Source organism: Nocardia sp. AB354, from assembly GCF_049538315.1.
Classification (GTDB): Bacteria; Actinomycetota; Actinomycetes; order Mycobacteriales; family Mycobacteriaceae; genus Nocardia; species Nocardia nova.
Map to the genome: position 1 here is coordinate 126,994 of NZ_JBMVFU010000010.1, position 13,534 is coordinate 140,527.

Below are 13,534 nucleotides of genomic sequence, written 5' to 3' on the forward strand. Positions count from 1 at the left end.
GCGCATGTCCGCCGGAATGACATTCGAACCGAGCGAGGATCAGCAGCTGATCCGCTCGGCGGTAGCCGAACTGTGCCGAAAATTCGACGACCGCTACTGGATGCGCAAGGACCAGGACCACGAATTCCCCACGGAGTTCTACCAGGCGATCGCCGCCGGTGGCTGGCTCGGCATCACCATCCCCGAGGAGTACGGCGGCCACGGCCTGGGACTGACCGAGGCGACCATTCTCGCCGAGGAGGTCGCCCGCTCGGGCGGCGGAATGAACGCCGCCACCGCGATTCATCTCTCGATCTTCGGCATGCAGCCGGTGGTCCGCCACGGCTCCGAGGAGCTCAAGCGGCGGACGCTGCCCCGGGTGGCGGCCGGAGATCTGCACGTCTGCTTCGGAGTCACCGAGCCGGGGGCGGGCCTGGACACCAGCCGGATCACGACCTTCGCCCGCCGCGACGGCGACCATTACATCGTCAACGGCCGCAAGGTGTGGATCTCCAAGGCGCTGGAATCGGAGAAGATCCTGCTGCTGACCCGGACCACCGCCTACGACGAGGTGAGGCGCAAAACCGACGGGATGACCCTGTTCCTCACCGATATCGACCGCGCCCACATCGATATCCGCCCGATCGCCAAGATGGGTCGCAACGCCGTCTCCTCCAACGAGGTGTTCATCGACGATCTGCGGGTTCCGGTCGAGGATCGCGTGGGCGAGGAGGGCGAAGGTTTTCGGTATCTGCTCGACGGGCTGAATCCGGAGCGAATGCTCATCGCCGCCGAGGCGCTCGGCATCGGCCGCGTGGCGCTGGACCGGGCGGTCAAATACGCCGGCGAGCGCGTGGTCTTCGACCGGCCGATCGGCATGAATCAGGGCATCCAGTTCCCGCTCGCCGATTCGCTGGCCCATCTGGATGCCGCGGAACTGGTGCTGCGCAAGGCGACCTGGCTCTACGACAACGGTAAACCCTGTGGCCGCGAGGCGAATACGGCCAAATATCTGTGTGCCGACGCCGGCTTCACCGCCGCCGACCGTGCCATGCAGACCCACGGCGGGATGGGATATGCCGAGGAGTACCACGTGGCCCGCTACTTCCGCGAGGCGCGCGTCATGCGCATCGCCCCCGTCAGCCAGGAAATGATCTTGAACTACCTGGGTTCGCACACATTGGGATTGCCGAGGAGCTACTGATGCCGGCACGAGGACTTTTCGATCTGACCGGCCGCGCGGCCATGGTCACCGGCGCCGCGGGCGGCATCGGATCGGCGGTGGCGCAGGCGCTGGCCACCGCCGGCGCCGCGGTACTGGTCACCGATATCGACGCCGCCGCAGCGGCGGCGGTCGCCGACAAGATCGTCGGCGCCGGGGGGCGGGCGGCGAGTTGCGCGCTGGACGTATCCGACCGCGGCGCCGCCGATTCCGCGGCCGAGCAGGGTGCGGCGCTGGCCGGCGGCACACTGCACATCGTGGTCAACAACGCCGGTGTCACGGCGCCCGCGATGTTCGGCGCCACCACCGTGGATTCGATGCGCCGCCTCTACGACATCCACGCGCTGGGCACCTTCAACTGCGCGCAGGCGGCGCTGCCGTATCTGCCCACCGACGGCACCGGGCGCATCATCAATGTCACCTCCTCGGCCGGGTTGACCGGAACCCTGGGGCAGGTGAACTATTCGGCCGCCAAGGCCGCGATCGTGGGCATCACCAAATCGCTGGCTCGCGAGCTGGCCCGCAAGAACATCCTGGTGAACGCGCTCGCCCCGCTGGCGGCCACGCCGATGACGACCACCATCCGCACCGACGAGAAATTCGCCGCGCAGATGCTGAACCGAATTCCGTTGCGGCGCTGGGCCGAACCGGACGAGGTGGCCGGAGCGTTCGTCTTCCTGGCCTCCGACGCCGCCTCCTTCGTCACCGGGCAGGTGCTGCCGGTGGACGGCGGCATGGTGATGTGATGATCATCGATCCGCAGGCGGCGGGCCCGCTCGCCGGGGTCACGGTGGTGGCGCTGGAACAGGCGGTGTCCGCGCCGATGTGCACGCGCACCCTCGCCGATTTCGGGGCGCGGGTGATCAAGGTGGAGAACCCGGACGGCGGTGACTTCGCCCGCTACTACGACGACGTGGTCGAGGGCCAGGCCGCGCATTTCGTGTGGGTCAACCGCGGGAAGGAATCGGTGACCCTCGACCTGAAATCGCCTGCGGGCGTGAAACTCCTGCATCGCCTGCTGGAGCGCGCCGACGTGCTGGTCGCCAATCTGGCACCCGGAGCCTTGGACCGGCTGGGATTGTCCCCGGCGGAGGTGGAGAGCCGGCACCCGGATCTGATCTCGCTGACCATCGACGGATTCGGCGCGGGCGGGCCGCTGTCGCACAAACGCGCCTACGACCTGCTGGTCCAGGCCGAGGCCGGGGTGTGCGCGGTGACCGGCACGGCCGGCGCGCCCGCCAAACCCGGTCCGCCGGTGGCGGATGTGACCACGGGCCTGTACGCGGCCCTGTCGATCGTGGCCTCGCTGTGCGGGCGGCTGCGGCGCGGGCCGGGCCCGGGCACGGCGATATCGGTGAGCCTGTTCGACACCATGGCCGAGATGATGGGCTATCACCTCACCTACGCCCGGCACAGCGGAATCGACCAGCAGCCGCTCGGCATGAGCTCACCGGCGGTGGCGCCGTACGGCGCCTACCCGACGGCCGACGGGCAGACCGTGGTGCTGGGCACGACGAACGACCGGGAATGGCAGCGCCTGGCCCGCGACATCCTCGAACGCCCGGATCTCGCCGCCGACGACCGCTTCCGCACCAATCCCGGCCGGGTCGCCCATCGCGCCGAGCTCGACGAGGCGATCGGAAGCTGGTGTGCGCGACACGATCTGGCCGACATCCAAGCGTCCGCCGACGCCGCCGGAATCGGCAACGCGCGCTACAATCGGCCCAGCGAGGTCCTGGCCCACCCGCAACTGTCCGAACGCGACCGCTGGCGCGGTATCGACACCCCGAACGGGCCGATCCCGTCCCTGCTGCCCCCGGCCGTGATCGAGGGTTACCAGCCGCCGATGGGCGCGGTGCCGGGCCTGGGGGAGCACACCGATGCGGTGCTGGCCGAAATCGGCTGCAGCGCAGACGAGATCGCTCGATGGCGAGCGGCGGGCGTGGTCGGCTCCCGCGACGCGGGGGTGGCTGCCGCTCATGTGCGCTGACACGATCGCCGACCGAAACGCCGGGTCCGCGCGTTCGACGCCGCGCACATCGTCGTGTCCGCGTCATGCCGGTGGCCGTGGCCGCCGCCCGGAACGGGAGCACCGTCATGGTCTCGCATGACCCGGTCCTGCACTGCGCCGATCACGCGGGTGTGCGGACGCTGACTTTGAATCGGCCGCATCGCAAGAACGCGATCGACGCCGAACTGTGGGCGGCGCTGCAGGACGTGCTGCGCGCCACCGCCACAGACCTGGATGTGCGCGTGGTGGTTCTCACCGGCGCGGGTGGTGAATTCTGTTCCGGCGCTGATATTTCCACGCCCGACAACACCCATCCGACCTATCGGATGCGGGCGCTGACCGAGGTGGCGCTGGCACTGCACGAACTACCCATGCCGACCGTGGCGAAGGTGCGCGGCGTGGCCGTCGGTGCCGGGTGGAATCTCGCCCTCGGCTGCGATTTCGTCGTGGCGACCCCGCGGGCCCGGTTCTCCCAGATCTTCGCCCCGCGCGGGCTGTCCCCGGATCTCGGCGGCACCTGGCTGCTGCCCAAGATCGCCGGACTGCAACAGGCGAAAAGGCTTGCGCTGCTGGGCGAGACGATCGACGGCGAACAGGCGCGCGAACTGAACCTCGTGACGTGGCTGTGCGAGGACGCCGAACTCGACGGTTTCGTCGACGACCTGGCGGCACGGCTGGCGGCGGGGCCGCCGGTGGCGCTGGCCCAGACCAAGGCCCTGCTCAACGAGGGCGCCGACCGCAGTCTGCGGGAGGCGCTGGCCGGGGAGGCGCGGGCGCAGGGCATCAATTTCGCCACCGCCGACGCACCGGAGGCGTTCGCGGCCTTCGCCGAGAAACGCCCGCCCCGGTTCACCGGCCGCTGGACGGTCACCAGACCGCCGATCCGCCGTGCGGATCGGCCCGACGACGAAGGTCGAACAGATGCGTGAGGTAGTCATCGCCGCGGCGGTCCGCACCCCGATCGGCAAACGCAACGGCGCTTTGGCCGATATCCACCCGGTGGACCTGTCCGCGCTGGTGCTGACCGCATTGGCCGAGCGCACCGGTCTGGATCCGGCACTTGTCGACGACGTGATCTGGGGATGCGTCTCGCAGGTCGGCGACCAGTCGTCGAATATCGGCCGCTATGCGGTCCTGGCCGCGGGCTGGCCGGAAGCGGTTCCCGGCACCACGATCAACCGCGCATGCGGATCCAGCCAGCAGGCAGTCGAGTTCGCCGCCGCCGTGGTCGGCTCGGGACAGCAGGACCTGGTGATCGCCGGCGGTGTGGAAGTGATGAGCCGGGTGCCGCTGGGCTCGGCCCGCGCCACCGGGATGCCGCACGGGCCGAAAGCCCGTGCGCGCTATCACGATTTCTCCTTCGACCAGGGGATCTCGGCCGAACTCATCGCCGAGAGGTGGGGCTTGTCTCGTACCCGCCTCGACGACTACGCCGCGCGCTCGCACGAACTGGCGGCCGCGGCCGTCGACCGCGGGGCCTTCGACGACCAGATCGTCGACGTGCCCGCCGGTTCGGCCACGGTCGGCGCCGACGAGGGCATTCGCCGCGGCACCTCCGCCGATACGCTGGCCCGGCTGAAACCGGCCTTTCGTGCGGACGGGGTGATCCACGCCGGCAACTCGTCGCAGATCTCCGACGGCGCGGCCGCGGTGCTGATCACCACCCCGGACAAGGCCCGAGACCTGGGCCTGACACCGCTGGTCCGCTATCGCGGCGGCGCGGTGACCGGCGCGGATCCGGTGCTGATGCTCACCGGCCCGATCCCGGCGACGGAGAAGGTGCTGCGCCGGTGCGGGCTGTCGCTCGCCGAGATCGGCGTGTTCGAAGTGAACGAGGCGTTCGCGCCGGTGCCGCTGGCCTGGCTGGCCGAAACCGGCGCCGACCTCGTCCGGATGAATCCGCTGGGCGGGGCCATCGCGCTCGGCCATCCACTCGGCGCCTCGGGCGCGGTATTGCTGACCCGCATGGTTCATCACATGCGCGACAACGGCATTCGCTACGGCCTGCAAACCATGTGCGAGGGCGGCGGCACCGCCAACGCCACCGTCGTCGAACTGCTGAACTGATCGGAGGACCGGCGTGCGCCGAGAACTGTTCACCGCCGACCACGAATCGTTTCGGGCACTGGCCCGCGAATTCATCGACAAGCATGTGGTCGAGAACTACCCGGACTGGGAACGCGCCGGCCGGATGCCGCGTGAAATCTTCACGCGGCTGGGCGAATCGGGCCTGCTCGGCATCGCGATTCCCGAGGAGTACGGGGGAGCGGGGCTGCGCGACTACCGCTACAACGTGGTGCTGCAGGAGGAGGCGGCGCGGGCGCTGGTCACGCTGTCGACCGTGCGCACCCAGTTGGACGTGATCCTGCCGTACTTCCTCGACTACGCCGACGCGGCCCAGCGCGAGCGCTGGTTTCCCGGCCTGGCGTCGGGCCGGCTGCTGACTGCCATCGCCATGACCGAACCCGGCACCGGATCCGATCTGGCCGGGGTGCGGACCACCGCCGTCTGCGACGGTGACCACTACGTTCTCAGCGGAGCCAAGACCTTCATCACCGGTGGGCTGCTGGCCGATCTGGTGATCGTGGTGTGCCGGACCTCGACCGATCCGGACAACCGCCGGCACGGGCTGACGTTGCTGGTCGTGGAGGACGGCATGCCCGGCTTCTCGCGTGGCCGGGTGCTGGAGAAGATGGGCTGCAAGGTGCAGGACACCGTCGAGCTCTCCTTCGACGAGGTGCGGGTGCCGGTGGCGAACCGGCTCGGTGCGGAGGGCGCGGCATTCGGCTACCTCGGCCACAATCTGCCTCAGGAACGGCTGACGGTCGCGGTCGGATCTGTGGCGCAATCGCGCGCCGCGCTCACCGCCACCGTCGATTACGTGAAGCAGCGCAAGGCATTCGGCACGCCGGTCGCCTCGTTCCAGAATACGAAGTTCGAACTGGCGGCCATGTCCGCCGAGATCGAGGCGGCCCAGACCATGCTGGACCGGGCGGTGGCCGACCTGGTCGACGGGGAACTGTCCGGGGCCGACGCCGCGCGCGTGAAGCTGTTCTGCACCGAGATGCAGGCCCGGGTGGTCGATCGCTGCCTGCAGCTGTTCGGTGGCTACGGCTACATGATGGAATATCCGATCGCGCGGCTCTACACCGATGCCCGGGTGGCCCGCATCTACGCCGGAACCAGTGAGGTGATGAAGACGATCATCGCCAAATCACTGGCGTTGTAAGCGCTTTCGGCGCACGAACACCCGGCCGCGATGCGGCGGCGGCCGGGTGCTGTGACGGCGTCAGTCCCCTTCGGGGGTATCGGTGTAGCGCTGCAGATAGAGCTGTTCGCCCAGCGTGCTCAGCAGTTCGAGCTCGGTTTCGAGGTAGTCGACGTGACTTTCCTCGTCCTCGAGGATCGACTCGAAGATGCGGGCGGAGATGACGTCACCGCGCGAGCGCATCAGCTCGATACCGCCGCGCAGCCGGGTCACGGCCTCCATCTCGATCTCGAGGTCGGCGCGCAGCTGTTCCGGGACGGTCTGGCCGATCCGCAGCGGGTTGAGCTTCTGGTAGTTCGGCAGACCTTCGAGGAACAGGATCCGATCGGTGAGGACTTCGGCGTGCTTCATCTCATCGAACGATTCGTGGCGCGTGTGCTTGGCCAGCTTGGGGTAGCCCCAGTTCTCCTGCATCTTGGCGTGCAGGAAGTACTGATTGATCGCCGTGAGTTCGGCCGTCAACTGCTCGTTGAGCAGCGCGATGATTTCCTTGTCGCCTTCCATGATGTGTGATCGTGGCACAGATCACAGATCAGGGGAATGAGCGGGGTGCGTGTCGGTTCAGGCAGCGGTCGACTCCGCCGGTGCGTCGGTGCGCGCCCGGCCTATCGCCTCGGCCAATCGGGCGGTGCACGAGCCGCAACCCGGCTTCCAGCCACAGGCCTTCTTGACTTGTCTGGTCGAACAGGCGCCGGCGGCGACGCAGGTGTGCACGTCCGCTTCGGAGACGGCATTGCAGATGCAGATGTACACGGTCGGCCTCGGATGCTCTGACGACAATTGCAGGGTCTTTTCGAGAGGTAAGCCTCGCCTAAACAGGTAACCCTTGCCTAAGGTAGCACCCGGGTAGCGGGGGTTGTCAATGGGTCGGCGCGCGCGTCGCGGCCATGCTCCGGGCCGGGGACGTGCTTACCGCGCGACCGGCTGCTCTCGCTGCGCCCTCGGCTGCCGGAAGGTCCTGCGATAGGCGATCGGCGCGACGCCGAGCTGAGTGCGCAGGTGGTGGCGCAGCGAGGCGGCGGTGCCCATACCGGCGGCCCGCGCGACCTCGTCGACGGTGAGTGCCGTGGTCTCCAGGAGATGGCGCGCGTGGCGCATCCGCTGGTGCAGGATCCAGGCGCCGGGTGCCGTGCCGGTCTCGGCCTTGAAGCGGCGGGTGAACGTGCGCACGCTCATCCGGGCGTGTGCGGCGAGGGTGGTGAGGTCCAGATCGTCGCTCAGTCGCGCGAGCGCCCATTCCCGGGTGGCGGCGGTGCTTTCCGCGCCCGGATCGGGGACCTGCTGTTCGATGAACTGAGACTGCCCGCCTTCACGCCACGGCGGCACCACGCAGTGGCGGGCGGCCCGGTTCGCGGCCGCGCTGCCGTGGTCGGAGCGGACCAGATGCAGGCACAGATCCACCCCGGCCGCCAGACCCGCTGCGGTGCAGACATTTCCGTCCTCGACGAACAGCAGATCCTCGTCGAGCCGCACGGCGGGAAACAGGGTGCGAAAGTCCGCCGCGTATTTCCAGTGGGTGGTGGCACGGCGGCCGTCGAGGATGCCCGCCGCGCCCAGCACGAACGCGCCGGTGCAGATCGAGACGATGCGCGCATCGGACCGGATCGATGCCAGCGCATCCGTCACCGCGGGCGGCAGGACGCCGTCGCGGCGCGGGCCCGGCATGGTCGTACCCGGCACGATCACGGTGTCGGCGTGGGCCAGCAGGTCGGCGCCGTACGCCGGCGTGACGGCGTAGCCGTTGGTGGACGGGATCGGGGACCGGTCCAGCCCGCAGATCCGCACGTCGTAGAGCGAGGAGCCGTCATCGTCGGTCGCTGCGCCCAGCACGGTCGGCGGAATCGTCATATCGAAGCCGACGATGGGCGCCAGGGCCAGGACTGCCACCAGATGTGGATCGGGCACGGTCGTCTCCTCGTCGCGGCGCAGGTATGGCTGAATCTTTACGCATTATGGCATTCAGGCCACTCGTCGGCGACCGCGCGATTCGGCACGCTCACTCGGTGACCGAAATTCGCCTCACCGACCACATCCCTTCGCGGCCACCGGAGCAGCCCACGCCCCGATTCGCGCGTCGTCCGCATCCGGCGTGGATTGTCGCCGCCGTCGGCTTCGTCGCCCTGCTGGGCGCGGCGGCGTTCCGCTCGGTGCCCAGCGTGCTGATGGATCCGCTGCACGAGGAATTCGGCTGGTCGCACGGCACCATCGGCGCCGCGGTCTCGGTGAATATGCTGCTGTACGGGGTGATTTCGCCGTTCGCGGCCGCGCTGATGGACCGGTTCGGCATTCGGCTGGTGGTGGCGTGTGCGTTGCTCCTCGTCGCCGCGGGCAGCGGGCTCACGGTCTTCATGACCCAGCCGTGGCAGTTGATGGCGACGTGGGGGCTGCTGGTCGGCGTCGGCGTGGGATCGATGTCGATGCCTTTCGTGGCCACCATCACCGGACGCTGGTTCGTCCGGCACCGCGGCCTGGTCACCGGTGTGCTCACCGCGGCCGGCGCCACCGGACAGCTGGTGTTCCTGCCGCTCGTCTCGATGCTGGCCCGCGACCACGGCTGGCGGGCCCCGGCGCTGGTCGTCGCCGCGACCGCCCTGGCCGTGGTGCCGCTGGTGGTGCTGTTCATCCGTGACTTCCCCGGCGATATCGGACGTACCGCCTACGGCGCCGGCCCCGGCAGCGACGTGGGCCTGCGCACCGTGGCGGCCGGCGGGGCCGCGCGGGCGCTGATCGTCCTGGCCGCGATCGTGCGCCGGCCCGTATTCTGGCTGCTGGCAGGGGGTTTCGCGATCTGTGGCGCCTCCACCAATGGATTGATCGGCACCCATTTCGTCAGTGCCGCACACGATCACGGCATGCCGCCCACCACCGCGGCCGGACTGCTGGCCACCGTCGGCATCTTCGACGTCGCGGGAACGATCGCCTCGGGCTGGCTCACCGACCGCATCGGCTCGCGGTACCTGCTGACGATGTACTACGCGCTGCGCGGCCTGTCGTTGCTGATTCTGCCGATGCTGTTCGCTCCCGATGTGCGGCCGAGCATGTGGGTGTTCGTCATCTTCTACGGTCTGGACTGGATCGCGACGGTGCCGCCGACGGTCGCGCTGTGCCGCGAACACTTCGGCGCCGACGGGCCGATCGCCTTCGGCTGGGTGTTCGCCTCACATCAGATCGGCGCCGCGATCGCCGCTTCCGGGGCCGGCGTCATCCGCGACGTGCAGGGCAGCTACCAGCCGGCCTGGTTCATCGCCGGAGGTCTGTGCGCGGTGGCGGCGGTGATGTCGCTGAGCATTCGCCAACCGCGTCCGCGAGAGGCGCTGGCGCAGTAGAGTTTCAATCCCGGCTCCACCGTTCCCGATGAGGGAGGTCGTGCAGTGCCCGTGGTTTCCGTGCCGTTCCGGCCCCGGCTGATCGCCGGGGCGTTGGCCGGCGTCGCAGTTCTGTTCGTCGCCTGCGGGTGCGGATCGTCGTCGAAACCGGCGCCCGCGAGCACCTCGTCCGCCGCGGCGACCACCTCGCCGGCCCCCGCCGTCCATCCGCTCGACGAGCCCACGCTGCGCGGCATCGTCGAGTCGGTGGCGCGTCCGGCGTCGGTGCCGGGCGTCGTGGCGTTCGTCCGCACCGCCGCCGGCGACGTCGGCACCTCCTACGGCACCCGCACCTTCGGCGGCGGCCCGGCGGTCACCGCGGCCGACCACGTGCGCATCGGATCGCTCACCAAGACCTGGACCGGCACGGTAATCCTGCAACAGGTGCAGGAACACAAGCTGGCCCTCGACGATCCGGTCTCGAAGTACCGCACCGATGTGCCCGGCGGCGCGGCCATCACCATCGCCCAGCTGCTCGACATGCGCAGTGGCCTCTACAACTACAGCGAGACCCGGGAACTCGCCGAGGCCATGGACGCCGATCCGGGCCGGGTGTGGCAACCCGACGAACTGCTCGCCATGGCATTCGCGCACCCGCCGTATTTCCCGCCGGGACAGGGCTATCACTACTCGAATACCAACACGATCCTGCTGGGGCTGATCGCCGAGCAGCTGGACGGCAAACCGCTCGAGCAGATCATGCGGGATCGGCTGTTCGGACCGCTCGGGCTGGCCCAGAGCTCGTTCCCGGCGCGCACGTCCGCGGCCATACCCGACCCGCATCCGCAGGGCTACATGTACGGCACCAACGTCTTGACCATGGGATCTCCACCGGCGTTGCCGCCCGAGATGCAGGCCGAGGCCAAGGCGGGCCGGCTGCTGCCCGGTGATCGGACCGCGGACAATCCCTCCTGGGGCTGGGCCGCGGGTGCCGGAATCTCCACGGTCGGGGACCTGGCGACCTGGGCCGAGGCGCTCACCGACGGCAAGGTCCTCGACGCCGACATGCAGGGCCGGCGCATGAGCAGCCTGCAGGCGACCGATCCGGCCAACCCGCCGGAGGCGCCGCAGTACGGTCTCGCCATCGCGAAATTCGGAGCGCTGTACGGACATACGGGCGAGCTGCCCGGCTTCAACACCTTCGCCGGATCCGATCCGGCGCACAAGGTGACCGTGGTGGTGTGGGCGAACCTGGAACCCACGGCGGACGGCAGCGCGGCCGCCACCGAGATCGCCAAGCACATCATCGAGCACCTCTACGGAACGGGCGCCGCGACGACCACCACCGCACCCGCCACGACGCCCCCGGCCACCGCCACGACGGCCGCCACGGCCCCGGGCAGGCAGGCCCCGCTGTCGCCGACCGCCACGCCCGCACCCGGCCGGTGAGTCGTCGAAACGAATGCAGCAACGTTTCGGCATCCGATACTCGGATGCGTACCGGCCCGTGCCGATGTCCAGTAGCGTCGATGTGGTTACGAATTGGCTAACGATACGGCCGGTATCCGGCACGGCCCGTGCACCCGTCGCGCAGTTCGGGCAACGAAGGAGGATCGAAGTGCTGCACACCGACATCCCGACCCGCCGCGAGATCGAAACCCTCGCCGAATGGACCGGCCCCTGGTCGGTGTCGATCTACCTGCCGACCGAAGCCGCCACCGCGAATCCGGAGGCGAACCGGATCGCGTTCGGCAATCAGGTCCGGGAGGCGGTCGAGCTGGTCACCGATGCCGACAGCCGCGCGGCTATCGCCGAACAGCTCGACGATCTGGCCGAGGACGTAGATTTCTGGCGCTTCCAGTCGCACACCCTGGTCGTGCACGTATCCCCGCAGCGCATGTGGACCTTCCGGATCCCGAACCGTCTGGGTGCGGCGGTCACCGTCTCCGACCGGTTCCTGCTCAAGCCGTTGCTACGAGCTGTCACATTCCCGCAGTCCGCATTCGTCCTGGCGCTGGCCGAGGGGTCGGCGCGGCTGGTCGAGGTGACTCCGGACCGACCGGCCGAGGATGTCCGGGTTCCCGAAATGCCTACCGGCGCCGTCGATTTCGCGGGCGAGCCCATGGACGATCGCGCGCCCAAGCGGCGGTTGACCGACAGCGAGAGGAAGAAGGTGCTGGCCCGGCAGTACGCGCGTGCCGTCGACCGGGCGCTGCGTGACATTCTCTCCGGGCGCGACACCCCGCTCATCCTGGCGGCGGCGGAGCCGATCGACGCGATCTACCGCTCGGTCGCCACCTACGCGGAACTGCTCGACGACGGAATTCCCGGCAACCCGGAACACCTGTCGGATCAGGACCTGGCCGACAAGGCCCGCCACATCCTCGACGGCCACTACGCGGCGCAACTCGCCGATCTGCGTCAGCTGTTCGACAAGCGCCGGAGCGAGGCCCGGGCCACCGCCGACCTCGCCGACATCGCCCGCGCGGCCACTTTCGGCATCGTGCAGACGCTGCTGGTCGATATCGACACCGCAGTGCCCGGCACGGTCGCCCCGGACACCGGCGCGATCGAATTCGGTCCCCCCTCCGAGACCGAGATACCGGGGATCCTCGACGAGATTGCCCGCCGCGCACTGCTTTCGGGCGCGCGGGTGCTGGCGGTGCGCAAGGCCGATATCCCGGACGAGGCGTCGGCCGCCGCCATCCTCCGCTATTCGATGTGACCGAATCCCCTGCCCGGCAACATCTTTCGTGATGAGCATCGGCTGCCGGGGTAGCGGTGGTGGCGTCGTCGCCGTAGGTGGGCCGTCCACTCACCGCTCGTGTGCGGGCCTAGCCGTCGGTCGCGGTCGCCGTCGCGGCGAGGGCGTCGATGGCCGTGATCAGGTGGCGGCGGCTGTCGGCGGCGAGGGTCAGGAGCTTCTCGTCGCCGAGTGCGCGGGCCCAGATCGTCGGGTCGAGGGCCTCGACGACGACGGTGTCGCAGCGCTCCCGGACGACCACCGGATGCGGCACGATCATGTCGGCCCGGTCGTCGCCGGCGAGTTCGGCCGCGAGCAGATTGCGGCGGCAGATCTCCAGGATGGTGTGGTGGGCCAGGCGCCTGGTGCGGCCGTCGTAACGCGCCGTGTTCAGGTCCACCTCGGCGAGGATGGTGAAACCGTTGGACCGCAACGCGTTCCGGGTCCGATCCAGGGCGGTGTCGAAGTCGGAGAGCACCCGGGTGACGATCGTCGGCGAGGGGGCCACGGGCAACCGGATCTCGGTGACGAGTTGACGCGGGTCGCTCACCTCGTCGGGACCGACGAGATAGACCTCGGTCGGCGGGCCCGTGACCCGATAGGCGTTGCGATCCACCCATTCGGCCAGGCTGCGGTAGGCGGCGCCGAGATCGCGGTAGCCGCCGTGGTGGCAGGCGCGCGCCACCGTCGTCCCGGGTGTGACGAGCACTTCCGCACCCGAGGCCAGACTCAGTTCGGCGGCGGGCTCGACCGGCACGCGAAAGTCGACGCTCGTCGCGATCGCCGATCGTTCGGTGTCGGTGTAGGTGATCGCGGTCGGGCCGCTGGCGGTGAGGCCGGATCGTGCGACGGTCGCGAACAATTCGCGCATACCCGCGGTGATGTCCTCGCCGGGCCGATCGGCCCGGATCGCGCGAGGTAGTCGCAACAGGGCTTGTGGCGGCACTTCGCACACGTCCACCCGGTAGTCCATGGCGTCCTCTTTCTCGGTGTCTGTCTCGACAAT

At 69.3% G+C, this 13,534-nt stretch carries 13 protein-coding genes; 9 read left to right on the forward strand and 4 right to left on the reverse strand.

From position 1 onward, the window contains the following. Positions 1–4: 4 nt before the first annotated feature. From ACPCUW_RS16750 to ACPCUW_RS16775, 6 genes are all read left to right on the forward strand, one after another. Positions 5–1,183 (forward strand): acyl-CoA dehydrogenase family protein, encoded by a 1,179-nt coding sequence (locus ACPCUW_RS16750; protein ID WP_423425810.1) that lies wholly within the window; start codon positions 5–7, stop codon positions 1,181–1,183. Further along, positions 1,183–1,947: an SDR family NAD(P)-dependent oxidoreductase gene (locus tag ACPCUW_RS16755; protein ID WP_064905384.1), complete on the forward strand. Its 765-nt coding sequence runs from the start codon at positions 1,183–1,185 to the stop codon at positions 1,945–1,947. Before ACPCUW_RS16750 ends, ACPCUW_RS16755 begins: the two co-directional genes overlap by 1 nt. Next, a complete protein-coding gene (locus ACPCUW_RS16760; protein WP_423425812.1) occupies positions 1,947–3,191 on the forward strand; it encodes a CaiB/BaiF CoA transferase family protein in 1,245 nt (414 codons plus the stop codon). The genes ACPCUW_RS16755 and ACPCUW_RS16760 overlap by 1 nt, the downstream gene beginning before the upstream one ends. A 107-nt stretch (positions 3,192–3,298) precedes the next feature. Continuing rightward, complete coding sequence (locus ACPCUW_RS16765) at positions 3,299–4,141, forward strand: enoyl-CoA hydratase/isomerase family protein (protein ID WP_245922196.1); 843 nt, start codon at positions 3,299–3,301, stop codon at positions 4,139–4,141. Then, on the forward strand, positions 4,134–5,279 hold the full coding sequence (locus ACPCUW_RS16770; protein ID WP_423425815.1) for a thiolase family protein: 1,146 nt from the start codon (positions 4,134–4,136) through the stop codon (positions 5,277–5,279). The genes ACPCUW_RS16765 and ACPCUW_RS16770 overlap by 8 nt, the downstream gene beginning before the upstream one ends. 13 nt (positions 5,280–5,292) lie before the next feature. Further along, positions 5,293–6,441, forward strand: a complete 1,149-nt coding sequence (locus tag ACPCUW_RS16775) for an acyl-CoA dehydrogenase family protein (RefSeq protein ID WP_305780383.1) — start codon at positions 5,293–5,295, stop codon at positions 6,439–6,441. Between the two features lie 60 nt (positions 6,442–6,501). Here ACPCUW_RS16775 and bfr read toward each other — a convergent pair whose 3' ends face one another. From bfr to ACPCUW_RS16790, 3 genes are all read right to left on the reverse strand, one after another. Further along, positions 6,502–6,984 carry a bacterioferritin gene (bfr, locus tag ACPCUW_RS16780; RefSeq protein WP_423425817.1) on the reverse strand — a complete coding sequence of 161 codons (483 nt, stop codon included), beginning with the start codon at positions 6,982–6,984 and terminating at the stop codon, positions 6,502–6,504. Positions 6,985–7,041: 57 nt separating this feature from the next. Then, entirely contained in the window at positions 7,042–7,233 is a 192-nt protein-coding gene (locus ACPCUW_RS16785; protein WP_063011840.1) for a (2Fe-2S)-binding protein, read from the reverse strand. A gap of 156 nt (positions 7,234–7,389) precedes the next feature. After that, positions 7,390–8,385, reverse strand: a complete 996-nt coding sequence (locus ACPCUW_RS16790; RefSeq protein WP_064905375.1) for a GlxA family transcriptional regulator — start codon at positions 8,383–8,385, stop codon at positions 7,390–7,392. A gap of 98 nt (positions 8,386–8,483) precedes the next feature. Between ACPCUW_RS16790 and ACPCUW_RS16795 the strand changes: the two genes are divergently transcribed. The 3 genes from ACPCUW_RS16795 (at position 8,484) to ACPCUW_RS16805 (ending at position 12,510) form a co-directional block, all read left to right on the forward strand. Continuing rightward, complete coding sequence (locus ACPCUW_RS16795) at positions 8,484–9,806, forward strand: MFS transporter (RefSeq protein WP_423425820.1); 1,323 nt, start codon at positions 8,484–8,486, stop codon at positions 9,804–9,806. Positions 9,807–9,851: 45 nt separating this feature from the next. Beyond that, positions 9,852–11,234, forward strand: a complete 1,383-nt coding sequence (locus tag ACPCUW_RS16800; RefSeq protein WP_423425822.1) for a serine hydrolase domain-containing protein — start codon at positions 9,852–9,854, stop codon at positions 11,232–11,234. A gap of 169 nt (positions 11,235–11,403) precedes the next feature. Next, positions 11,404–12,510 carry a hypothetical protein gene (locus ACPCUW_RS16805; protein WP_305780386.1) on the forward strand — a complete coding sequence of 369 codons (1,107 nt, stop codon included), beginning with the start codon at positions 11,404–11,406 and terminating at the stop codon, positions 12,508–12,510. A gap of 109 nt (positions 12,511–12,619) precedes the next feature. Here ACPCUW_RS16805 and ACPCUW_RS16810 read toward each other — a convergent pair whose 3' ends face one another. Next, positions 12,620–13,501, reverse strand: coding sequence for a GyrI-like domain-containing protein (locus ACPCUW_RS16810; protein WP_423425825.1), 882 nt, complete (start codon positions 13,499–13,501; stop codon positions 12,620–12,622). Positions 13,502–13,534: the final 33 nt, after the last annotated feature.